At 65.5% G+C, this 22,582-nt stretch carries 16 protein-coding genes; 8 read left to right on the top strand and 8 right to left on the bottom strand.

Annotation, left to right across the window (positions count from 1 at the left end; translation table 11 throughout):
* Positions 1 to 58 precede the first annotated feature (58 nt).
* Positions 59 to 790, top strand: coding sequence for a selenium cofactor biosynthesis protein YqeC (gene yqeC, locus ATB1_RS02760; RefSeq protein WP_042662153.1), 732 nt, complete (start codon positions 59 to 61; stop codon positions 788 to 790).
* Here the strand turns inward: yqeC and ATB1_RS02755 are convergent.
* A complete protein-coding gene (locus ATB1_RS02755; protein WP_042662152.1) occupies positions 787 to 1,398 on the bottom strand; it encodes a molybdenum cofactor guanylyltransferase in 612 nt (203 codons plus the stop codon). The two genes, yqeC and ATB1_RS02755, sit on opposite strands and share 4 nt — an antisense overlap.
* A 368-nt stretch (positions 1,399 to 1,766) precedes the next feature.
* Entirely contained in the window at positions 1,767 to 2,309 is a 543-nt protein-coding gene (locus tag ATB1_RS02750; RefSeq protein WP_042662151.1) for a hypothetical protein, read from the bottom strand.
* A 272-nt stretch (positions 2,310 to 2,581) separates the two neighbouring features.
* Here ATB1_RS02750 and ATB1_RS22235 point away from each other — a divergent pair, with 272 nt between their 5' ends.
* The 4 genes from ATB1_RS22235 to ATB1_RS02730 all read left to right on the top strand — a co-directional run bounded on the left by ATB1_RS22235 (position 2,582) and on the right by ATB1_RS02730 (position 10,810).
* On the top strand, positions 2,582 to 2,899 hold the full coding sequence (locus ATB1_RS22235) for a helix-turn-helix transcriptional regulator (RefSeq protein WP_042662150.1): 318 nt from the start codon (positions 2,582 to 2,584) through the stop codon (positions 2,897 to 2,899).
* Positions 2,896 to 6,513: a bacterio-opsin activator domain-containing protein gene (locus tag ATB1_RS22230; protein WP_241768015.1), complete on the top strand. Its 3,618-nt coding sequence runs from the start codon at positions 2,896 to 2,898 to the stop codon at positions 6,511 to 6,513. The genes ATB1_RS22235 and ATB1_RS22230 overlap by 4 nt, the downstream gene beginning before the upstream one ends.
* A gap of 314 nt (positions 6,514 to 6,827) precedes the next feature.
* Positions 6,828 to 9,965 carry a PKD domain-containing protein gene (locus tag ATB1_RS02735; RefSeq protein ID WP_052367665.1) on the top strand — a complete coding sequence of 1,046 codons (3,138 nt, stop codon included), beginning with the start codon at positions 6,828 to 6,830 and terminating at the stop codon, positions 9,963 to 9,965.
* Between the two features lie 77 nt (positions 9,966 to 10,042).
* The gene (locus ATB1_RS02730) at positions 10,043 to 10,810 is read left to right on the top strand and encodes a winged helix-turn-helix domain-containing protein (protein WP_082256246.1); all 768 of its coding nucleotides are present in this window, start codon (positions 10,043 to 10,045) and stop codon (positions 10,808 to 10,810) included.
* Positions 10,811 to 11,420: 610 nt separating this feature from the next.
* On the opposite strand, the gene ATB1_RS02725 is transcribed toward ATB1_RS02730, so the two are convergent.
* Both ATB1_RS02725 and ATB1_RS02720 read right to left on the bottom strand, forming a co-directional pair.
* A complete protein-coding gene (locus tag ATB1_RS02725) occupies positions 11,421 to 12,305 on the bottom strand; it encodes a bile acid:sodium symporter (protein ID WP_042662149.1) in 885 nt (294 codons plus the stop codon).
* Positions 12,306 to 12,323: 18 nt separating this feature from the next.
* On the bottom strand, positions 12,324 to 14,642 hold the full coding sequence (locus ATB1_RS02720) for an arylsulfatase (RefSeq protein ID WP_042662148.1): 2,319 nt from the start codon (positions 14,640 to 14,642) through the stop codon (positions 12,324 to 12,326).
* Positions 14,643 to 14,851: 209 nt separating this feature from the next.
* Here ATB1_RS02720 and ATB1_RS02715 point away from each other — a divergent pair, with 209 nt between their 5' ends.
* Positions 14,852 to 16,564: a sodium:proton antiporter gene (locus ATB1_RS02715; protein WP_042662147.1), complete on the top strand. Its 1,713-nt coding sequence runs from the start codon at positions 14,852 to 14,854 to the stop codon at positions 16,562 to 16,564.
* 91 nt (positions 16,565 to 16,655) lie between these two features.
* Here the strand turns inward: ATB1_RS02715 and ATB1_RS02710 are convergent, their stop codons facing one another.
* The 3 genes from ATB1_RS02710 to ATB1_RS02700 all read right to left on the bottom strand — a co-directional run bounded on the left by ATB1_RS02710 (position 16,656) and on the right by ATB1_RS02700 (position 19,041).
* The gene (locus ATB1_RS02710; protein ID WP_042662146.1) at positions 16,656 to 17,324 is read right to left on the bottom strand and encodes a hypothetical protein; all 669 of its coding nucleotides are present in this window, start codon (positions 17,322 to 17,324) and stop codon (positions 16,656 to 16,658) included.
* A complete protein-coding gene (locus ATB1_RS02705) occupies positions 17,321 to 17,923 on the bottom strand; it encodes a hypothetical protein (RefSeq protein ID WP_052367663.1) in 603 nt (200 codons plus the stop codon). Before ATB1_RS02705 ends, ATB1_RS02710 begins: the two co-directional genes overlap by 4 nt.
* Positions 17,924 to 18,069: 146 nt before the next feature.
* Complete coding sequence (locus ATB1_RS02700) at positions 18,070 to 19,041, bottom strand: formylglycine-generating enzyme family protein (protein ID WP_042662145.1); 972 nt, start codon at positions 19,039 to 19,041, stop codon at positions 18,070 to 18,072.
* Positions 19,042 to 19,344: 303 nt separating this feature from the next.
* Here ATB1_RS02700 and ATB1_RS02695 point away from each other — a divergent pair, with 303 nt between their 5' ends.
* Together ATB1_RS02695 and ATB1_RS02690 are read left to right on the top strand one after the other, a co-directional pair.
* Positions 19,345 to 19,971, top strand: a complete 627-nt coding sequence (locus ATB1_RS02695) for an HdeD family acid-resistance protein (RefSeq protein ID WP_082256245.1) — start codon at positions 19,345 to 19,347, stop codon at positions 19,969 to 19,971.
* A gap of 414 nt (positions 19,972 to 20,385) precedes the next feature.
* On the top strand, positions 20,386 to 21,708 hold the full coding sequence (locus ATB1_RS02690) for an AI-2E family transporter (protein ID WP_082256244.1): 1,323 nt from the start codon (positions 20,386 to 20,388) through the stop codon (positions 21,706 to 21,708).
* A 664-nt stretch (positions 21,709 to 22,372) separates the two neighbouring features.
* Here ATB1_RS02690 and ATB1_RS21905 read toward each other — a convergent pair.
* A complete protein-coding gene (locus ATB1_RS21905; RefSeq protein ID WP_157837703.1) occupies positions 22,373 to 22,549 on the bottom strand; it encodes a hypothetical protein in 177 nt (58 codons plus the stop codon).
* Positions 22,550 to 22,582 lie beyond the last annotated feature (33 nt).

The raw sequence follows: 22,582 nt of genomic DNA, 5'->3' as shown, positions 1-22,582 counted from the left end.
TCGCGGCTGACGAACCCCACCCCGTGTCACTTTAATCGCTGGCCGTCGTGGGACGAATATGAAGCTTCGCGATGCGCTCTGCGCTCGAAGCGGCGTGGTCTGCGTCGTCGGCGCGGGCGGGAAGAAATCCACGCTGTACGCGTTGGCGCGTCAACTCGACCGCGCCGTCGTGACGGCGACGGTTCGCATCCCGATCTTCGACCAGCACGTCGACGACGTGCTCGTGACCGACGCTCCGGTCGCCGCGCTCCAGCGCGTGACGGACTGGCCGGTGGGCGTCGTCCCCGACCGCGACCGCGACGACCGTTACCGGGGGTACGACCCCGACGTGGTCGACGACATCGGGGCATCCGACGCCGCCGACGCCGTGCTCGTGAAGGCCGACGGCGCTCGGATGCGCGAATTCAAAGCTCCGGGCGACCGCGAACCCCAGCTCCCGGCGACTGCCGACACCGTCCTCCCAATCGCCAGCGTCCACGCGGTCGGAGAACCGCTCGCTGACGATACCGTTCACCGCCCCGAACGGGTCGCCGCCCTCACCGGTCTCGACCCCGGCGACGCGATTCGCCCGTCCGACGTCGCAACGGTGCTCACGAGCGAGCGCGGCGGCCTCGCGGACGTCCCCGACGGCGCGACGGTGATTCCCGTGCTGAACAAAGTTGACGATTCGGCGCTCGAAGCGGTCGCGCGAGAGGTTGCTTCGGACATCCTCGCTCGGTCCGACGTTCCGCGCGTCGCTCTGACGCGGTTGACGGCGTCCGAGCCCGTCGTGGCCACCGTGGAGCGCTAGCCCAACCGTTCCGCCGCGTGGGCGAACTCTTCGGGGGTGTTGATGTTCTCGAAGGTGTCGAGGCTCGCGTACTCGCACACCTCGTCCTCCCCGAGGACGACGTAGTCGAGCGCGAACAGCGGCTCGATGATCTTGTGGTTCCCCTCGGCCAGCGCGAGTTCGCACGCGTCGGCCATCGCCGAGGCTCGGTACACCGCGTGAGTCGGTTGGAACCAGCCGTCACCGACTCGCGGCACGGCGGCGTCGTGGCCGGCCGCCCGGTCGAACAGCCGGTCGATGAGCGCGGATTCGAGAAAGGGCATGTCGCAGGCGGCGACGAACGCGTACTCCGTCTCTACGGCCCGCAGGCCCGTCATGATTCCCGCCATCGGTCCCTCGTCACACTCCGCGTCTTCCGCAACCGTCACTGGGTGGTCGTAGCCGTCGAGCGCGGTTCGGAGTGCAGCGGTCTGTTCCGGTCGGCAGTTGACGACGAGGGTGTCGATTACGCCGGCCATCCGGTCGGCGACGCGGCGGATGAGGGGAGTCCCCGCGAGCGATGCGACCGCCTTGTCCCCCTCGCCGAACCGCGTCGAGTATCCCCCGGCGATGATGACTCCAGTTCGCATACCGGGGTCCACTCTCTCACTCTCCAAAGCAGTTGTGCTCCGACCCGTCTCTCGACGGGCGACTACGCCGCCCGACGTTCCGCGCGTTCCCCTCTTTCGATGATTTCTCACCCTCCGAGTTCGGGGCGTGAGAGAGGCCGAGAACGCATCACAGTCATGACACAGCTAGCCGTGTTATCTTAACTTCAATTCAATTAAAAGTAACGCAGCACTCCGAGACGAAGAAACGTCGCGAACGTCTCGCGCGATTCGAGGCTCGAATCGGCGGGCGAAGACCGCTCGTTCGGATACGTCTCTCGCTCAGCTAGTCCCCCCGAAAAGGTGGCTGTGGCGTACGTCGGACCCGCGCGGAACCAGCGTGTCACGTGTCACTCGCGGCCCTCCTCAAGTGATGCGAGCATCTGTTGTCCCACGTTCAGAAGGTGGTCGAGACGTTCTTCGTCTAGTGAGACGACGATTCGGTCGGTCGAATCGTACTGAATCAGTTCCGAACTGTCCAGTTTCGGCAGATGCACGTGGTGCAGTTGTCGCGTATACTTTTCTCTCGACGGAATTTGCTCCGCGGAATCTGCTCCGCGTTCACTTGCCCACTTGACCTCGGTCGCCAGCGTATCGAGTGAGATAGGGGTACCCTGACGCTGGAGCACGTGTAGGACGCGGTTTCGGTGGGGATTTACGAGCGTGTCCGAGACCGCAATCAACTCGACGACGTGATCCGACTGACGACGATTCTCTCCTCGCGTCATGGATCGGTGGCAGTCGGCATCCCCGCCGTCTGAAAGGCGACACGTCCCGCTGTCTGAATCGCCGGTTGGCAACAGCGTCGCCTTCTTGTAGTGACTGTGCGTGCAGCCGGCGGCTTCCCCGTTCGTTGTCGCTTCCTCGGTGTTCGGTCTCGGTGGGCGACCCATCCCCAACCCGACCCGGTATCCTCTCTATCAGGCGGCATGCGCTACAGATTGTGTGAATCGGGTGAAAAGATACTCACTAGTATATCGAGAGCACCACCGCAAACTATCTAATATTTTAGCCAGCGGTCGTTCCCCGCGGGGACAACAGAGTTCGCCGTCGTATCGGTGTCAGCGATGTCTCGTTTCCCGTACTCCACACGCCGGGCACGACGAGAGGCGGTGAATCTTCTATCGACGGAACTGATTTGTAGTACGAATGACAACCCCTCTGTATGACTTCGGCTGCACCGACCGTCGCCGACGTAACGGCGAAGGTCCACGACATCGGTCCGCCCGGGACGCCGGTGACGACACCGGAGGTCGCCGAGGGGTTCGATTGCACCACGAGAACGATCTATAACCGACTGTCGTCGCTCGTCGAAGACGGCGTGCTACGGACGAAGAAGGTCGGCGCGAACAGCCGCGTGTGGTGGCGTCCCGCGGCTACCGACCGCCGACAGGTGGGGTCCCGGGGGAGAGAAAGCGGATTCGCGCTCACCCGGTCTTCGACTCCGCGTTGGTCGGTGTCGTCGTCTGGGGAGAGGAGATGACGATTAGCGACGCGAACGGGGCCTTTCTGGAGATGGCCGACCTCGACTACGAGGCGGCGATTGGCACGTCTTGGCGGGAGCTCACGCCCGAGGAGTTCCATCCGGACAGCGAGCGACACGTAGAGCAGACCGTCGGGACCGGGAGCGGCGTCCCCTACGAGAAGCAGTACTACCGCGCTGACGGCTCGCGCTTCTGGGGGCTGTTCGAATCGCGGCGGGTAGAGGGGGTCGGGTACGTGGAGTTCGTCATCGACATCACCGAGCGCAAGGAGGCCGAAGCCGAACGGCGAGAGCGCGAGGACCGACTGGATGCGTTCGTCACGTCGACGTCCGAGGTCGTCTACCGCATGACTCCCGACTGGACCGAAATGCACTACCTCGACGGCAAGGATTTCGTCGTCGACACGGAGGAGCGGCGGGGAACGTGGCTCGAAGAGTACGTCCCCGAAAACGAACGGGAGCGGGTGACGGCGGCCATCGAAGACGCCATCGAAACCAAGAGCACGTTCGATCTGGAACACCAGGTGGTGCAGGCGGACGGAACCCGGGGGTGGGTACACGCCCGCGCCGTGCCGGTGCTGGACGACGACGGCGAAATCGCCGAGTGGTTCGGAACGTCGACGGACATCACCGAGCGCGAACGCCGAACGAGGGCGCTCAAAGAGCGCACGGCGGAGTTAGAGGAGGTCCGCAACCGGTTGCGGGTCGCGGCGGAAGCCGGGTCGGTCGGACTGTGGACAGTGGACGTAGACGAGGACCGCTTAATCGGCGACACCTACGTGGCTGAGTGCTACGGCGTGGACCCCGATAGGGCCGCCGAAGGCGCTCCCGTCGAGGAATTCGTCGCATCGGTTCACGACGACGACACCGAACGAATCTTGCGGGACGTCGATAACGCGATTACCGAGACGGGCCGTTTTGAAACCGAATTCCGCGTTCAAAACGCGGAAGGCGACGACCTGTGGCTAGTCTCCCGGGGCACCGTCGAATACGACGACGACGGTACCCCGCGCAAACTCCACGGCGCTATCTCGAACATCACCGAACAGAAGCGTCGCGAACGACGCGAGCAGTTCCTGCTCGCGCTGAGCGACGCGATCCGCTCGATTTCCGACCCGGTCGAGATACAGCGGGAGGCCGCTCGCGTCCTCTGCGAGGAACTGGGCGCAGACCGCGTCCAGTACGGCGAAGTGCTCGACGACGAGAACACGAACGTCGTCCGCGCGGATTACCACCGCGACGATATGGAATCCCTCGCCGGCGAGCACCGCCTCGACTCCTACGGCGAGTACATCACCGACGGGTTCCGCGCGGGCGAAACCCTCGTCGTAGACGACCTCGAAACGTCCCCGACCCTGAGCGAAGCGTCGCTGGAGACGTGTCGAAGGGCACAGATACACGCGTGGGTCGGCGTCCCGCTCGTCAAGGACGGGTCGCTCGAAGCGTTCCTCTCGGTCACGGAATCCACAGCGAGAGAATGGACCGACACCGAGGTCGCGATGGTCGAGGAGACGGCCGAGCGGACGTGGGGTGCCGTCGAACGCGCCCACGCCAAGCAGAACCTCCGCGAGAGCGAGGAGCGCTATCGCACGCTGTTCGAATCCATCGACGAGGGCTTTTTCATCGTCGAGGTGATCTTCGACGAGGACGACGACCCCGTCGATTACCGCTTCTTGGAGACGAACCCGGCCTTCGAGAGCCAGACCGGCCTGACCGACGCGGAAGGCGAGCGAATGCGAGACCTCGAACCGAACCACGAGGACCACTGGTTCGAAATCTACGGTCGCATCGCCCGAACGGGTGAGCCGGAGCGGTTCCAGAACGAGGCGAAGTACATCGGCGATAGATGGTACAACGTCTACGCCTTCCGCATCGGCGACGCGGACGAGCGCAAAGTCGCCGTGCTGTTCAACGACATCTCCGAACTCAAACGCACCCAGCGGGCGCTCGAACGGCTCACCGGTGCGAGCAGGGAGCTGATAGACGTGGACACGGAGACGCTCTACGTCCGGGTGGCAGACCTCACGGTGGACGTGCTCGATGTCGAGTACGCTGCCCTCTGGCGGTACAACGAGGCGGACGGTGACCTGACCGAAGCGACCAGTGCTCTCAACGCGGGCAGCGAGACTGACGCAGTCCGGCACCCCGACGATATCTCCGACCACGTCTGGCAGGCGTTCGTCGGCGACGAAATCGCCGTCAGTAACGACCTCTTCGCCGAGGGGACCGCCCGTGACGGGGCGACCCTGCGGAGTCGGTTGCTTCTCCCGCTGGGGAGACACGGGGTCGTCTGCGTCGGCTCCCTGCAGTCGCACGCCTTCGACGAACGGGTCGTCGGGCTCGCCGAGACCCTCGGGGCGACGCTCGAAACCGCGTGGGACCGCGCCGAGGGCGAGCACCGACTGCAGGCGCAGAACGACGAACTGCAGCGCCTCGACCGACTCAACAGTCTCATCCGGGGAATCGATCAAGTGCTCGTGGGGGCCGACACCCGCGAGGAGATAGACGAGGCCGTCTGCGAGCAGTTGGCCCGTTCGGACCTCTACGAGTCGGCGTGGCTCGCCGCCTACGACGGGGAGACGGACACGCTGCGGCCGCGGGCTTGGTCCGGCATCGACAGTCGCTATCTGGACGACCGGACGGTCACCGTGGGAGACGCGTCGGGCGACGACCCGCTCGTCGCCGCCCACCGGACCCACGAGATTCAGGTCGTCTCTGACGTCGCCGTCGACGCCCGCGTGGCCTCGTGGCGCGAAGCGGCCCTCGAACGCGGCGCGCGCTCGTGTATCACCGTCCCGCTCGTCTACGAGGGGTCGATGTACGGTATCCTCACCGTCTACGGTCGGACGCCGAGACCGGACGACCGCGAGACGGAGGTGATTGCGGAACTCGGTCAGACGATAGCCCACACGATTCACGCCGCCGAGACGCAAACGACGCGACGGCCCGACAGCGTCGTCGAACTCACGTTTCGGACGCGGAACGCGGAGACCCCGCTCGCGCGCCTCTCCCGGGAGACCGACTGCGACATCACCGTCGAGGGACTCGTTCCCAGCACCGCTACCGACGAACTGCTCGTGTTCTTCACAGCGAGCGGCATCGCTTCGGACGCGCTCTCGGCCGCCGGCGAGCGAATTCTCGCCATCGACGACCTGACCTGCCTCGACGAGCGCGAGGACGAGAGCCTGTTTCGGGCCCGACTGACCGACCAACTGCTCGTGTCGGTGCCGGTCGCCCGGCACGCAATCGTCCGGTCGGTGGCCGTCGAGGCGGGAACCGTCACGGTCGTCGCGGACCTCCCCGAGACGGGAGCAGTCAGCGAGTTCCTCGACGAACTCCAACGGGACCTGCCGGACCTGGAACTGCTCGCCCGGACGACGCGAACCCGCCCCCTCGAAACGCAGTCCTCGCTCCGGATGACCCTCGAAGACCGCCTCACGCCCCGGCAACTCGAAGTGCTCCAGACGGCCTACGAGAGCGGGTACTTCGAGTCCCCGCGCGTCCAGACCGGCACGGACCTCGCCGCCGTCCTCGATATCTCGCAGGCGACGTTCACCTACCACCTCCGGGAATCCCAGCGACGACTCTGTGCGCTGGTCTTCGAGTCGGCCTGACTCGTTTCGGGGGCGACCTCCCGGCGGTCCCGGCATCGACGACGGACCGGGACGGCGGTCCGCCGATTGCCGTTATCCCGGCCTGTCATCGAGAGTCAGCCGTCGCCCTGTAGCCCGTTCGTTCGATGAAACGCTGTGTCGCCCATGAAACAACGTCCCATCGGTGCGTATAAACTCGCCTTGCCCGTCCTCGCGACAATGAACTCGATGGGTTCGTCGAACGCGCTCGCCTCCGTTCGGTCCCGACCGGAAGCGCGTGTGAACAGACGGGGACCGAGTACCGGAGCGGGCGTGGGTATCGGGAGGCACGGAGCGTGAGTCGCTCCGAGACGCGATTGCGTGCGGTCGTGAGTTCGCTCCTCCTGATATCCGCGCTGGTTGCGGGCGTCACTGCGTTCTCCGGCGCGGCAGCGGCGGTCGATGCACCGACTGAATCCGAGTGTGCCGCCCTCCCGTGGACCACGCGAACCGTCTCGGGAGAGACGTACTACGAGGTGGATACGGTGGACGAACTCCAGTGTATCGAGACGAACGGACTGGGTGAAAACTACGTTCTGACCGAAGACATCGACGCGAGCGAGACGAGCAGTTGGAACGGCGGCGCCGGGTTCGACCCCGTCGGGGACGAGAACAGCGAATTCGCTGGGACCTTCGACGGCAACGGCCACGCGGTCTCGGGACTCACTATCGACCGAGGGGGGACGTACTCCGTCGGTCTGTTCAGTGAGGTCGGGCCGGGAGGAACGATTACGAACGTCAGTCTCGCGGGTGGCTCCGTCACCGGCGCGAGAAGGGTCGGACAGCTCACCGGATTTAACGACGGGACAATCGAGGACGCCCACGCCACTGGTGCGACCACCGGGACCGAGCGGGTCGGCGGCCTGGTCGGCCGGAACGACGGAACGCTTCGTCGCTCCTCCGCGAGCGGGGAGCGAACTCGTGGGACCGATTGGGTTGGCGGACTGGTCGGTTACAACCGGGGGACGGTCGATCGCTCCTTCGCCGCAAGAGCCGTCGTCGGAGAGGGGGGAAGTTTCGATGGCGCTTCCGTTGGTGGGCTCGTCGGCGTCACCACCGGAACGATAACCGATTCCTACGCCACCGGAGCGGTTTCCGGAAGCTGGTACGTCGGTGGGGTGCTCGGGTCCTACCAGATGGCCCCCGGGGGAACGGTTCGGCGTTCCTACGCCACCGGGGCCCTCAGCATCGGCGACGAGACGCAGGGAATCGGTGGCATTGTCGGTGGCTCCGCTGTTAGTCCTGTTACCGTGGAGCGGGCCTATTGGGACGTGGGAACGACGAACGAGGCGAGCGTGAATGATGGGAACGGATGGGACCCGATAACGGTGACCGAAGTCAGCGGCTTCGGCGCGACGGCCGACACCGCCCCCGCCCCCGAGATGCGGGGCGCGAGCGCGGAAACGAACCTGACCGCGCTCGATTTCTCGGGGACGTGGGAGACCGTCGAGCGCGGGGACACCGACGCGGCGACGGGCGGCTACCCGATACTGCGTTCGCTCGACCGGGGCGACCAACTGCGAGCGCAGGGTATCGCAAACCCCACCGTCGAATCGATTACCCGGACCAGTCCGACCGGGCGGGTGACCGCCGCCGGGAACGCGACGTTCACCGTGGCGTTCTCGGAGCCCGTCACCGGCGTCGACGCGAGCGATTTCGCGCTGACGACGACCGGAACCGCGACGGCGGCGAACGACGACGGCGACATCTCGGTCGCCGGAGGTGACGACCGGTACACCGTCGGCGTCGCCGACGTCTCCGGCGACGGCGACCTCCGGCTCGACCTCGTCGACGACGACAGCATCACCGACAGCGACGGTAACCCGCTGGTCGAAGCCGGGAAGTCCGGCAGCGCCGACGGGAGCTACGCGACCGGCGAGACCTACACCGTCGACACCACCGCACCCGTCGCCGTGCCGGGGAGCGATCCGAACCCGGTGGACCAGCGCAGTCCGGTCGCGTTCGACGCCTCGGCGTCGACCGACAACGTCGGCATCGCGTCCTATCGGTGGAGCTTCGGCGACGGGTCGCCGAACGCGTCCGGTGCGACGCCGAGTCACACCTACGCGGGGCGCGGCACGTACACCGTCACCCTGACCGTCGCCGACGCCGGCGGAAACACCGACACGGAGACGCTGGAGGTGACGGTCCTGCTCGCCCGCGGCGACGACGACGGACCGCGGGACGGTTCGAACGAGCCGCCGGCTGCGAGCGACGACTCGTACACCATCCCCGCGGGGACGCGGTACGACGTGACGACCGAACGCGGACTCCTCGCCAACGATAGCGACCCCGAAGACGCGGTGGACGCGCTCTCGGCGTCGGTCGTGAGCGCCCCCTCGAACGGCGCGCTCGAACTCGACCCGAACGGGTCGTTCGCGTACACGCCGAACGACGGGTTCACCGGGTCGGACTCGTTCACCTACGCGGTGAGCGACGAAGCCGGTCTGACGGACGAGGCGACGGTGACGCTCACCGTCCGACAGACCAACGAGGGCGTCCGCTCGACGTTCGACGACGCGTCCGACATTCGACGCCAGTTCGACTTGCCCGCGGACGCGACGCCGACGTACGCCGAGCGGGTGTCGCTTCTGACGGACGGCTCCAGCCCCGCCTCGGTGACGTTCACGCGGAACGCGACCGTGTCCCGGATTCGATTCGCCCCCGACACCGAACTCCGCGGTGACTTCGCCGTGGTCGAATTCGCCACGAGCGAGTCCGTCCCGGAAGCGCTCCCCGGGCGGTCGCTCGTCGCACTCCAGCTACTCGGGCCGCCATCGGCCGCGAACGCGTCCGCAACCGTTCACATGCGGATTCCGCGGGCCGACCTGCGGGCGGTGGGCGCGAACGCGTCCGCCGTCCGAGTCGCGCACCACGTCGACGGGCGCTGGCGGCTGTCGAACGCGAGCGTCGTGAACCGAACGGCTCGCACAGTCACGGTCGGCGCCGCGACGACCGGGTTCTCCCCGTTCGCAGTGACTGTCGTCGGAACGCCCGAGGCCTCGGTGTCGGGGATGCCGACGACGGTCTCTGTCGGTGAGCCGTTCGAACTCGACGCGACCGGGTCGTCGACGCCGTACGGGAGCCTCGTCAGGTACGAGTGGTCCGTCGACGGACGCAGTCGGTCCGGTGAGACCGTGACGATGCGACTCGACCGACCGGGGACGTACCCCGTCGAGTTGGCGGTGACGAACGACGCGGGGCGAACGGCGACAGTAATCGAGACGGTCGTCGTCGAGGGCTCGGATACCTCGACGCAGGCGGGCGGATCGGGTAACGCCTCAGAATCCGACGTGTCCGGAAACAGTCGAGTGTCTACGACGGGTGCTCCGTCGGAGTCACCACAGTCGACCGACGTCGACGGCCCCGGGTTCGGCCTCGTCAGCACGCTGCTGGCGATACTGCTCGTGGTGATCGCCGTTCGGCGTCAGTGACCGGGACCTCTCGGTTCGAGGCCGAAGCGGCGGCCCGTTTCTGAAACGTTATATGGAGTCGGTCGGACACGACTGATATGGACTACTCGGGCCTCGACCGCGACACGACGCTGTTGCAGCGGGCTCCAGTGTTGGCTGCCTGTCGGGACGGCCCGGTCGGCCGTTCGACCATCGCCGAGCGTGCCGGTTGCTCGCGGACGACGGCCTATCGGGCGACCACCGACCTCGAACGGCGGGGACTCGTCGAACAGGCCAACGGCGGGTACCGCCTCACCGGACTCGGGAGCACGCTGCTCGACTGCGTCGATGGGTTCCGGGAAGCGGTCGACGGTGCCAGACGCCTCCGGCCGGTGTTAGCCCGCATCGACGCGGCGGAACTGCGTGAAAACACGCGGCTGTTCGCAGACGCGACCGTCGTTGAGGCCGACCCCGAGGCCCCCTACGCCGTCGAACAGCATCTCGATACCCTCATCGCCGATACCAGTGACCGAATCTGTGGCGCCGCGACGAGTTTCGGCTCGCCCGGACTGCTCGCTCGCACGGTCGAGCGAGTCGAGGCCGGCGTCGAGTTCGAGTGGGCGCTTCCGACAGCGGTGCTGGACCGCCTCGAACGACAGCACGGCGAACTGCACGCGACGGTACTGGCTCACGATAACGCCGCCGCGTACGTCGTCGACGACGTCGCCGTCGACTTCTCCTGTTACGACGACACCCTCGTCCTCACGGCCTTCGACGCCGGTCGGGGCACACTGACGGCCACCGCGACGACAGACGACCCCGACGCCGTCGCATGGGCGGAGGAGATTTTCGGACGGTATCGTGACGCTGGCGAACTGGTGGCCTGACCGCGGTCCTTCCCCTCGCCCGCGTCGCCACCGCGATACCATCGCCCCGATAAAATGGCATATTATTTATATTCTCGGATGAGCTCTACCGTCGATCGAACCGAAGTCGTCGGGCGGGGTTGTATTGCATATATCGTGTGAAATCCTTCGGCGTTCGCGCGACATCTCACCCGCGGGTTCCGGAACCGGACAGTTGGTTCCTCCCGTCCGAACGGGACACGGCATGTTCTCCTCGAAAGTCGTGTTTCCCATAGGCTCGGCAGAGTAACGAAGCCGTCGAGGTTGGTTCCGGAGTGCGTGGACACCACGACACTACGGGTCGCGGTTCCACCAAACAATATTGATTATTTTATCCAATACTGCTTGCAATCGTCGGTCGGGTCCGAGGTGGTTCTCTCGTAGAAACTCACGACGTATCAGACGAGCGTCTGTTATTGGAACCGCTTGGGGACCGCGCTCGGCGTCGAGATACGGACGGACCGATGGCCTCGGTCGTGAGTGTGTCCGAGTCGTTGGGCGACCGTGATGACGGCGGGAGACGCCGTGACACCGCGTTCGCTCCGCGACCGTCGCCCCGAACTGTTCGTTCCAGTGTGGGCTTCTGCTCGTATCAGTCGTCGACAGACTCCGTGGTCTGAGCCGATTGGCCCCGTTCTCGCGGGGTTCGCTTACCGAGTTCGCCGCTCGCAACCATCAGCGCCGCGAGCATCACCAGCGCGCCGACGAGGAGGACGGTCAGCACGTCCGGGTCCTGGAAGTTCTGCGCCCCGACGACTAACGCGGCGGAGATATTCCGCTGTGCCGTCCCCAACCCCAGCACCGATTTCCGGTCGGTCGCGTCGCCGCCGAGGAGATAGCCGATGGCGAACGCCCCGGCGACGAACGCCAACAGGGCGACGAGCACGCCCGTCCCGAGGACGGCCAGCAGGTTCTGGACGTTCAACACCAGCATGAGCACGACGAGGAACACCAGCGCGGTGGTCGACGTCTGCGCCATGATGGGTTGGACGCTCGCGGCGAGGTCGGCGTAGCGGGCGTTCACCACCAGTCCGAGGGCGAGCGGGAGGAGCATCAGCAGTATCAGCGAGTTCGCGATATCGAATGGATTCACCTGAACGCCCGGCAGCAAAAGCGGTAACACCAACGGGACGTACGCCACCGTCGTCACCATCAGGAGCACCATCACCCCGACGCCGAACGCGACGTTCCCCTTCGCCACCTCGACGAGTTTCGGGAGGAACGGTGCTCCCGCCGCGGTCGCAAGCAGTAGCAGGCCGATGCCCTGTCCCTCGGTCATCGGGACGACGGCGACGAGTGCGTACCCGAGCACCGGGACGAACACGAAGTTCGCCGCGAGCGCTTTCGCTACGACGGCCACGTCCTTCAGCGGGTCGAGTATCTGGCCGAGCGTCAGGCTCAACCCCATCGCAAGCATGCTGGTCACGACGAAGACCAACACCGACAGCGTTGCGAGTGATTCGAGGACGACGGCCATCGTCGGTGGTCCTCCGAGCTACTCCTGTGCCATGATGCGGTCCATCTCGGCCTCGGGGTGAACGAACGCATCTCCGCTGACGTCGACGGTCACCCGGGCGATGTCGCCGGTGAACGCGAACGGCACTCGCTCGCGGTACGCCGCGGTGACGGTGCTGAGCGCGTCGCGGCCACAGCTCAACCCCGCGGTGAGCCCCATCGTTATCGGGAGCGTCCGCGGAATCGTTCCCTCGCCGACCTGTTCGTCGTCGTAGTAGAGTCGGACCGTCCCGGGCGCGCCCTTCCCCTCGGCGGGGTCCGCCTCGCCGGTGGCCTCGAACTCCATCCGGAGGCTGACTTCGCCCTCCGGAACGCGCGTCTCGGCGACGACGTCGTACTCCTCGACGCCGACGTAGTTGTACACGTAGTGCAGGCGGTCGTCTTCGACGTACAGCGAGTACCCGCCGGAGCGAGAGCCGTGGGCGAGGAGGGTTCCCTCCGCGCCGCCCTCGGGGATGGTCACGTCCGCGGTGATGCTGTGGCTGCGATTGAGCACCTTGACCGCGGCGTTCTCCGGGACGTACTGGCCGCCGGGGTAGTAGACGTACTGTTCGCGGGGGCGACCCGGCTCCGGGCGCTCCTCGACGAAGCGCTGGACGCTCCGCCCGTCGAGCGGCAAGACGTCGTACTTGCCGGCCTCGGTCCACCACAACTGGACGAGTTCGAGCAGTTTCTCGGGGTGGTCAGCGGCGACGTCGTGGGCCTCCGAGAAGTCTTCGGCGACGTGGTACAGCTCCCAGTCGGAGTCCGCGAGCGAGGTGGTCGAGAGGTCTTCGGCGGTGATCTCATCACCGAGCGGCCACGGGTGAACGGCCCGCCATCCGTCGTGGTAGACCGCCCGGTACGCGAACATCTCGAAGTACTGGCTCGTGTGCCGTTCGGGCGCGTCGGGGTCGTCGAACGTGTACGCGAAACTCGACCCTTCGATGGGGGACTGGGCGATGCCCCGTATCTCGTCGGGGGCCGCCACGCCGAGCAGTTCCAGAACCGTCGGGACGACGTCGATGGCGTGGACGAACTGGCTCCGTATCTCGCCCGCCGCGTCGATACCCGCGGGCCACGAGACGACCATCGGGTCGCTCGCGCCGCCGCGGTGCGTCTCGCGTTTCCAGCGTTGGAACGGGGTGTTACCGGCCCACGTCCAGCCCCACGGGTAGTGGTTGAAGTAGTTCGGGCCGCCGAGTTCGTCCATCGCTTCGAGGTTGTCTTCGAGGCTCTCCGGGACGTTGTTGAAAAAGCGGTTCTCGTCGACGGACCCGGTCGGGCCGCCCTCGGCGCTCGCCCCGTTGTCCGAGACCGTCACGACGAGCGTGTTCTCCAGTTCGCCGAGCTCTTCGAGGTAGTCGAGCACCTTCCCGACCTGTGCGTCGGTGTGTTCGAGGAAGCCCGCGAACACCTCCATCATCCGCGCGTAGAGTCGCTGTTCGTCGTCGGAGAGGGTGTCCCATCGCCGAACGTCCGGGTTCTGGGGCGAGAGCTCGGTTCCCTCGGGAACGACCCCCAGTTCGATTTGTCGCTCCAGAATCCGCTCGCGGGCCTCGTCCCACCCCATGTCGAACTCCCCGGCGTACTTGTCGGCCCACTCCCTCGGCACTTGGTGCGGGGCGTGACACGCGCCGGGACAGAAGTAGGTGAAAAAGGGCTTGTCGGGGTCGACCTGCTTGGCGTCGCCGATGAACTCGATGGCCCTCTGGGCGAGGTCCTCGGTGAGGTGATAACCCTCCGCCGCCGTCGCTGGGGGGTCGACCTGGTGATTGTCGTAGACGAGCGAGGGGGTGTACTGGTCGGTGTCGCCGCCGAGGAAGCCGTAGTAGCGTTCGAACCCGCGGCCGAGCGGCCAGCCGTCGTACGGGCCGGCCCCGCTCATCGACTCCGCCGGGGCGAGGTGCCACTTCCCGACGGCGAAGGTGCTGTAGCCCTGTTGGCCGAGCACCTCCGAGAGGAAGCCGTTCTCGTGGGGGACGTGGCCGTTATAGCCGGGGAACCCCGTCGATATCTCGGTGATACCGCCCATCGCGTTCGAGTGGTGGTTGCGCCCGGTCAAGAGACACGAACGCGTGGGCGAACAGAGCGCGGTCGTGTGGAAGTTGCTGTACTGGAGGCCGTTCTCGGCGAGTCTATCGATGTTCGGAGTGTCGGCGAGGCCGCCGTAACAGCCCAACTGGCCGAATCCGACATCGTCGAGGACGACCATGAGGACGTTTGGAGCGGTCTCCGATGCTCGGGTCGGCTCGGGCCACCAGGGTTCTGATTCGTCGTACGTGCGGCCGATACGGCCGTGAAACTCTTGCTGGGACATGGTTCGGGTCGTTGCATCAGTACCGAGTCACTGTCGCGGACGGACAGTTCGCGCAGCAGCCGATGACGCCGAACTCATCGATGTGTTGACTATTAAATCTATCTCGTTGACAATTGTACAGTCAGCAATCGGTAATCGTCTGATTAACCGTACTTTGCCGAGCGTAGGCCATAGTGAGTTTTTATCTACATTTGCGGATAACACGAGCTATGGCCGGGGTCGAAGAGCAGTTACTCACGCTCCTGTACCTGTTCGGGGTCGCCGCAGTCGCCGGTCTGCTCACGGTGCGATACACCCGTCTGCAGTACACGACCGGACTGCTACTTGCCGGGTTACTCATCTCCGTACTCGGTTCGCCCGTCGAGGTCGCTCTCACGTCGGACCTCATCCTGCTGGCGCTGCTCCCGGCCCTGATATTCAACGACGCAATCGAGATCGACGTCGAGGCGTTCCGCGAGAACCTCGTTCCGATACTGGTGCTCGCGGTCGTCGGACTGCTGTTCTCCATCGCGCTCATCGCCGCCATAGGACAGTTCGCGTTCGGGTTCTCGCTGGCGGTCGCGATCCTCTTCGGTGCGATTATCATGCCGACCGACCCCGTGTCGGTCCTCGCAATCTTCGAAGACCTCGGCGTTCCCGAGCGACTCAACATCCTCGTCGAGGGTGAGAGCCTCTTGAACGACGGCGTCTCTATCGTGGTCTATTCGTCGGTCCTCGCGGTCTTCGTCGAGGCGAGGTCTCGGGGGCTCACGGTCCGAGAGTTCACCACTATCGGCGCGTTCATCACCGACGTCGGTCTCGGTATCGTCGTCGCGCTCGTCGGCGGGGCGCTCGTCGGGGCCGCGGCCGGGTACGTCGGATACGCCCTCGTCTCGCGGGTGGACGACGAGCTAATCGCGGTTGTCCTCTCGTTTCTCGTCGCCTACGGCGTCTTCATCCTCCTCGACATTCTCGGCAGTAGCGGTGTCATCGGCACGCTGACCGCCGGTGTCGTCCTTGCGAGTCGCCTGAGCCGCACGGCGGTTTCCCCCGAGACGAGTTACACCGTCGGCGCGGTCTGGGAGTACGCGGCGTTTATCGCCAACACGCTCGTCTTCGTCGCGCTCGGGGTTATCACGCCCTTCGACCTGCTTCTCGAATACGGTGTTCAAATCGCCGCCGCCATCGTCTTCGTGTTTCTCGCGCGGGCGGTGGTCGTCTACCCGCTCGTCGAACTCCTCAATCGGCGGTCGAGCCCCGCGATTCCTCGCGGCTACCAGCACGTGCTCGTCTGGAGCGGTATCCACGCATCGGTCTCAATCGCGCTCGTTCTCGGATTCGCGGAAGCGTTCCCCGGCCCCCTCGCGGAACAGCTCTCGGCACTGGTTTTCGGCGTCGCCGCGTTCACGCTCCTCGTCAACGGGCCGACGATGGGAGCCGTCATCAGCCGCGTCGGAATCAGCGGACAACGGCCGTCGCAACGGCTCTACGAGGCGCTCATCGGCCGCCTGCACGGGGTCGACGCCGCGCTCGATACCGCGGAGCGACTGCTCGAACAGGACCGCATTCCGACGAGCGTCTTCGATGACCTCACCACGACGTACAAACGCGAACGCCTCGAACTCGAAGCCGCCGTCGAATCCCTCCTCGCGCGGTATCCGGACATTCGAGAACACGAGGAACGACTCGGGCGCCATCGCATCCTCATCGCGGAGTTCGAGGCGATTCGCGGGGCAATCAAGCGAGGAGAGATAAGTCAGGAGGTCGGCGACCGCTTGTTGCGTGACGTCGAAGCGGACATCGACCGCGCCCTCGCCGACGAAGGGACTCCCGGGCCGAGACCGGGTCGGGACCCCTACTGGCGTCACCAACTCGAACAAGTCGGCCTCGATGCCGAGCGGGACGACGACGCAACCATCGGTGAGGGAACGGAGGGCCCCTAACGCAACCCGACGGCCCTGACGACCCTGACGACTCCCAACGGCACCGACGCAGGTCTCGGCTCTCGGCTCTCGGCTCTCGGCTCACCTCGGCTCACCGGTTCGGCGACCTGCCTTCGAGCCTCTCCGCGAGGTCCGCGGAGAGACCGGTCAGGTGGGCCGTCCCGAAGGCGGCGACCAGTAGACCGCCGAGCGTGTTGTAACACAGGTCGAGGACGGTATCGTCGAGGCCGTACTGCGTGAGCACCTCCGCGGTGCCGAACACCCGGGCCGCGACGCTGATGTAGAACTCAAGGAGTTCCCACAGGACGCCGAACGCCATGACGAACAGGAGGAGGTACGCGAACATGAACTTCGGCGGCATGTTGATGTTCGCCGTGCGCACTTGGAAGGTCCGAGTCACGGCGTAGGCGGCCCCCGCGACGAGGGACGACGACAGCGCGTGGGTCATATGATCCCACCACCAGACCGCCGTGTACGCGCTCAGGAAGTCGAGGCCGGGAAGCGGGAGCGTTCCCAGCGCGTGGAGGAACATCGCGACGGTAATCCAGAGGACGATTCCGACGTGCATCGTGAACTCGTATCTGCGCTCGATGACCGCCGGGAGGAGCGTCACGAGCAGCCCGACCGCGGCGTTGACGGCGACCCCCGAGTTCCCGTAGGAGACGCCGACGGCGAAGATGAGAAGCATCAGAACCTGCAGCGCGCGAGTGACGGCTCGCTGGGCGGTGAGCGAGACGCTCGACCCCCGTTCTTGAATCATCCCGCCACCCCCTCGTCGGGACCGCGTTCGAGGTTCGCGGCGAGTTGCCGGCGGAAGTACCAGCGGAAGACCAGCCCTGCCGTGACGCCCGCGAGCAACGCCGCGGTGAAAATCACCATGAGTTCGTCGTTGGTCTCGACGAATCTCGTCCCGAGATACGCGGCCGAGGCCGCGGAGCCGACGGTCCAGAATCCCGTCGTTGCGAGCGTCGTCAGCACGACGAAAACGATTGCGAACCCCGGCGTCATCCGGACCGTCGTCGTCAGCTGGAGCGCGACGACCACGAGCATCGCGAGGGTGGCGATGCTGAGACCGACGACGACGTCGCGGAAGAACGACGGCTGGACCGCTCCGGCCGCGAGTGGCAGCGACGCGAGGAGCAAGAGGGGCCAAGAGACGATTCGCGTCCAGTCCCCGCCGGTAACCGCCGGCACGACGGCGACGACCGCCGCGACCCCGGCGACTGTCGCGTGTACCAACAGGCCGTTTCGGACGCTCAGAACCGAGATTCCGACGAGTAGCGCGACGAGCATCCAAGCGATGACCGCGTTCGTTCGGTCGGCTCTCACAAACCACTCTTCGGGTAGCTGTTGACTCATGGGTAGGCACCGACCACCGAGGGAGTCCGTCCGTGGCTCCGCTCTGCGGGTTCGTACGGTACCGACTATTCACTGCGAATATTAATAAAGATTCTCGCGTCGGTTCGTGGCGGTCGGGAGGCGGTCAGTCGGCAGTCAGTCGGTAGTCAGTCGGTGGCACCGGAGACGACACAGCGGAACCCGACGTGCGTCGTCGTGGTGTCGATGGGCTCGGGGTAGCGCGCGGCGGGGCGGTACCGAACGCAGTAGTTCGGAGCGCAGAGGTGGGACCCGCCTTTCAGCACTTTCCGCGGTATCCGACTCGGGTCCCGCGGGTCGACGCTCTGGGCTCTGGTTCCGCCGCGGGGGTTCTTCGGCGCACAGCACGCGGGCGTCTCGCCGCCGGTTCGGGCGCGGAACCAGTCGTCCGTCCACTCCCACACGTTCCCGATGATGTCTTCGAGACCGTACCCGTTCGCGGGGAACGCGCCGACCGGCGACGTGCGGACGTATCCGTCCGCCTCCGTGTTCTCGTAGGGGAACGTCCCCTGCCACGTGTTGGCCATCGGGTTCCCGTCCGGCATGAACTCGTCGCCCCACGCGAACTCTCTTGCTTCGAGCCCGCCGCGCGACGCCCGCTCGTGTTCGGCCTCCGTCGGGAGTCGCTTGTCCGCCCACTCGGCGTAGGCCGCGGCGTCCTCGTGTGCGACGTGGACCACCGGGTGGTTCGAGCGGTCCGTCTCGTCGCCGTCCGGTCCGAGCGGCTGTCGCCAGTTCGCCCCGGGGACGTACGCCCACCAGTTACTCGGCTCTCTGAGGCTGACCGGCCGGTCGGGTTGGACGAACACAGCGGAGCCGGGAACCAGCATCTCCGTGTCCGCGCCCGGGTAGTCCGCCGGGTCGGGGTCTCGCTCCGCCAGCGTGACGTAGCCGGTGTCCTCGACGAACTCGCGAAACTCCGCGGTCGTCACCGGCGTTCTGTCCATCCAGACTCCGTCGACTTCGACCCGACGAGTCGGTCCCTCCTCGGGGTAGTGGTCGTCCGAACCCATGGTGAAGGTCCCGCCGGGAACCCATACCATCTCCTCGCGTGGTGGGTCAGTCGGCGCGTCCGTCTGCGGTGAACTCTCGTGGCTCATAGTCGTGCTGTTGCGCCGCCAGTCTCCACCGGGAGTACGGCGACGCTCTCGACACGAGTACAGCGGCAGCCGACTTAATCCTTGTTCGCCGCCGACAGGTCGAACCCCCGAGCGCCGCCTCGGACACGTCGCGTCCGGCTCCGACGGGGGTCTGCTCTCCGGTCGTCGCGGCGACGGCTACGAAACGCGCGTCGATCTCTCAGCGCGAATTCGGAGCGAACCGCGCCATTCTTCGGACGCGGAGTTTCACGACCAGTGCGCTTTCCCTTTATTGTCCGGTCCGTCGTACACCAACTTGTCGCTATGAGCACTGACACGCAGGCGGAGTCGGAGATGCCCGCCACGTCCGAGGTATCGCTATCGAACGCGCTCCAGAACGAGGGCCGGACGCTGATGGTCGTCGGCGGCCTGCTCGCAGTCTTGGGGTTCGGCGCGTTGCTCTTTCCCCTGCTTTCCTCGCTGAGCGTCGGACTGTTCTTCGGTGCCGCGCTCGCAGTCGCCGGGTTCGCCCACGTCGCACACGCCTTCTCGGCACCCGGCTGGAAGGGCGCGCTCGGCGAAATCGTCCTCGCCGTCGTCTTCCTCGTCGCCGGCCTCGTGATGCTGGTCAATCCCGTCCTTACGCTGGCGACCCTGACGCTCCTCATCGTCTCGTACTTCGCGGTCGAGGGCGTCGTCCTCCTGTACTTCGCGTGGTCGCTCCGGAGCGATCGGGGTTGGGTCTGGTCCGCGGTGAGCGGCGCGCTCTCGTTAGCTCTCGCCGGACTCCTCTTCGTGGGGTTCCCCGCGACCGCCGCGTGGGCGCTCGGACTGTTATTCGGCGTCAACCTCCTCGCGACCGGCCTGTCGATGATTGTCGTCGGGAACGGCGCTAGAACGACCGATGTCGCGTCGTCGCCGTCGGTGACCCGTCCCGATACGGGTGTCTGAGGCCCCCGCGGCGCTCGACCTGCGTGTACCCTCCAATTTCTGCGCTGTTCTCGTCAGTTGACACACCGTCCGGCCTCGCTCCCTCCGGTAGTTTGCGAAGCAGAGCAGGCCGGTGTCCCGAAATAAATGTAGACGAAAACGTACTTTCCATTACATACTTAATTCTGTAATGCCTGACGTTCCGAACAACCGCGAGAGACCGCGTTCGGGCCGACTCGGAGCGTCCACGCGGCCCCGAACCGATGACTCTCGGCTATCCCCCCGGCTGTCACGCCCGAGCGCCGCCTCGCTGGTGTCCCGACGGGCGTGTCTCGCATCGGTGACGTACGGCCCCTCATCGCCGCGGAAAGAGCTATCTGTCGGACACGCGTCGTATGACGTGTATTCCGCGGGTAAGCGCCCGCTCACACACTCATGCCGGAAGAACCCACCCGCGACTCGACGGCGTCGGCACCGACGGACGACTCACCGCTGGAGCGACTCGCGGCGGCGCTCCGGTCGCTCTCGTTCGAACGGGCGCGTGTGGCTCTCTGGTTCGTCGCCATCGCCCTCGTCTTTGAGCTCATCTACCTCGGCTGGCGGTTCGTCGGGACCGTCGTCATCGGCCTGTTCGTGTACTACGTCACGCGTCCGATATTCAGACGCATCAACGCTCGCATCGAATCGCGGACCGTCGCCGTCGCCGTGACGTTGGTGACGGTGGCACTCCCGCTGCTCTTCGTGGTCGGCTGGGCGTTCGCGATTCTCGCGGGGTCGCTGAACGAACTGCTCGAATCGGACGCCTTCGACGACTTCGAGATACTCCTGCAGCCCTATTTCGACTTCACCGCGCTCGTCGCCGAGACGGGGCAGTTCGTCGACGACGTGGTCGCCGACCCGAGTCGACTCGCCGACCTCCAATTCGGGTCGGTCCTCGGTGAGGTAGTCGGAGTCGCTCTCTCCTGGCTCGGCGTGGTGTTCAACGCGGGGATTCACGGCTTTATCGTCCTCATCTTCGTCTTCTATCTCCTGCGGGACGACTATCGCCTCGCCCGCTGGGCGCGGGCCAACTTCATCGAAGACGGCGGGGTACTGGACACGTACTTCACGGCGGTCGACAGCGACCTCCACAACGTCTACTTCGGCAACATCCTGAACGCGCTGTTGACCGGGGTCCTCGCGGCGGTGGTGTACACGGTTCTCAACCTCTTTGCACCCCTCAGCGTCGGGATTCCCCAGGCGGCCTTCCTCGGTCTGCTCGTCGGCATCGCGAGCCTCGTTCCGGTCATCGGCATCAAACTCGTGACCTGGCCGGTCGCCGCCTACCTCCTCGGACGCGCGCTCTGGCTGGACCCGGAAGCGCTCTGGTTCCCCGTCGTCTTCCTCCTCGTCTCGTTCGTCATCGTGGACTACATCCCGGACCAGGTGCTCCGTCCGTACGTCAGCGGGCGAACCCTCCACGTCGGAGCGGTGATGCTCGCGTACACCGTCGGTCCACTGCTTTTCGGCTGGTACGGCATCTTCTTGGCCCCGTTGCTGTTCGTCGTGACGTTCGAGTTCGGACGGATGGTCTTCCCGTGGCTACTCCATCCGGAGCGCCCCCTCGTCGCGACACCGGGCCTCTCCGGGGAGTCCTCCGAAGGGAGACCAGAGACGAGCGCGCCGACCGAGTCGCTCCTGACGGGCGGAGCCGCCAACGACAGTTCGGCAGTCGACGAGGTCACCGACTCAGTTGAGGGGACGAAAAGCGACCAGTAATCGACGTGCCGGCGGAGCATCGGCTGGTTTCCCGTCCTTCGAAACTGCGGTGGCGACCGGCTACTCCCTTCGGTATCGCGGCATTCGATATATCGACCGGAGCGGTCGGTCATTTCAACCTGCCTCTCGGTTCGCCCGCCGTCGTTCCTGCCACGGGCCGCCGAACAGCGTGTCCGCAGAGCCCGACACTCGAACCTACGCCGATAGTATAGCATATATCAGTCACAACACTCTACTTAGAATTGTAGTGATTTTCTCATCTAGTGAGATAGTACCGGCTGATTCGAAACTGTCGCTGAGCTCAAATGATAGATGGTGAAAAAAATGCCGGAAGAATATCGCGGTGCTCGCATATTTTGTAGGGAAGTGACCAAAAATCGATTATATAATCATTACTCCACTCAGCTCTCGAATACTAAAACGTCGTTCGCCGACGAAGTATATAGTGGAGGAATCACAATAGCAACTACTTCACGGAGAGTATCATTGGATAACTAACGCATTCGTGTCGTGGCGTCGGTACGCACAGACAGTGTGGGCGGGGCGCTCAGACCAGCTATTCAGTCGCGTTCCGGACCCCGGTCGCCGCCGCGGAGCGCTTGATTACCCTGAGGTAGCGACTCCCGTGCTTGGGGGAAGGCCCGGTCGAGACTACGCGCCCGCGTCAGACTTCATCCGCGCGGCGCGTCGGTCGGGCGGACGGTGTCACCATAAAGAGGTACCGGGTGCCCTCCAACCGGATCATCTGCGAGAGCGATATTTCCCGGTTCGGAAGCGCCCGAGCCAACTCGACGAGCGGGAGCGCCTCCGACGACAGGAAAATCTCCGCGGCGATAGCCATACACGCCAATCGGGTCGAGCCGTATAACTCCTG

It is taken from the genome of Haloferax sp. ATB1, assembly GCF_000730175.1.
This window is presented reverse-complemented; position numbering and strand designations above follow the sequence as displayed.

What these genes read in the sequence shown, in the direction of transcription:
- yqeC (WP_042662153.1), top strand. Translation starts at nt 59, where the DNA reads ATGAAGCTTCGCGATGCGCTCTGCGCTCGAAGCGGCGTGGTCTGCGTC.
- ATB1_RS02755 (WP_042662152.1), bottom strand. Translation starts at nt 1,398, where the DNA reads ATGCGAACTGGAGTCATCATCGCCGGGGGATACTCGACGCGGTTCGGC.
- ATB1_RS02750 (WP_042662151.1), bottom strand. Translation starts at nt 2,309, where the DNA reads ATGGGTCGCCCACCGAGACCGAACACCGAGGAAGCGACAACGAACGGG.
- ATB1_RS22235 (WP_042662150.1), top strand. Translation starts at nt 2,582, where the DNA reads ATGACTTCGGCTGCACCGACCGTCGCCGACGTAACGGCGAAGGTCCAC.
- ATB1_RS22230 (WP_241768015.1), top strand. Translation starts at nt 2,896, where the DNA reads ATGACGATTAGCGACGCGAACGGGGCCTTTCTGGAGATGGCCGACCTC.
- ATB1_RS02730 (WP_082256246.1), top strand. Translation starts at nt 10,043, where the DNA reads ATGGACTACTCGGGCCTCGACCGCGACACGACGCTGTTGCAGCGGGCT.
- ATB1_RS02725 (WP_042662149.1), bottom strand. Translation starts at nt 12,305, where the DNA reads ATGGCCGTCGTCCTCGAATCACTCGCAACGCTGTCGGTGTTGGTCTTC.
- ATB1_RS02720 (WP_042662148.1), bottom strand. Translation starts at nt 14,642, where the DNA reads ATGTCCCAGCAAGAGTTTCACGGCCGTATCGGCCGCACGTACGACGAA.
- ATB1_RS02715 (WP_042662147.1), top strand. Translation starts at nt 14,852, where the DNA reads ATGGCCGGGGTCGAAGAGCAGTTACTCACGCTCCTGTACCTGTTCGGG.
- ATB1_RS02710 (WP_042662146.1), bottom strand. Translation starts at nt 17,324, where the DNA reads ATGATTCAAGAACGGGGGTCGAGCGTCTCGCTCACCGCCCAGCGAGCC.
- ATB1_RS02705 (WP_052367663.1), bottom strand. Translation starts at nt 17,923, where the DNA reads ATGAGTCAACAGCTACCCGAAGAGTGGTTTGTGAGAGCCGACCGAACG.
- ATB1_RS02700 (WP_042662145.1), bottom strand. Translation starts at nt 19,041, where the DNA reads ATGAGCCACGAGAGTTCACCGCAGACGGACGCGCCGACTGACCCACCA.
- ATB1_RS02695 (WP_082256245.1), top strand. Translation starts at nt 19,345, where the DNA reads ATGAGCACTGACACGCAGGCGGAGTCGGAGATGCCCGCCACGTCCGAG.
- ATB1_RS02690 (WP_082256244.1), top strand. Translation starts at nt 20,386, where the DNA reads ATGCCGGAAGAACCCACCCGCGACTCGACGGCGTCGGCACCGACGGAC.
- ATB1_RS21905 (WP_157837703.1), bottom strand. Translation starts at nt 22,549, where the DNA reads ATGGCTATCGCCGCGGAGATTTTCCTGTCGTCGGAGGCGCTCCCGCTC.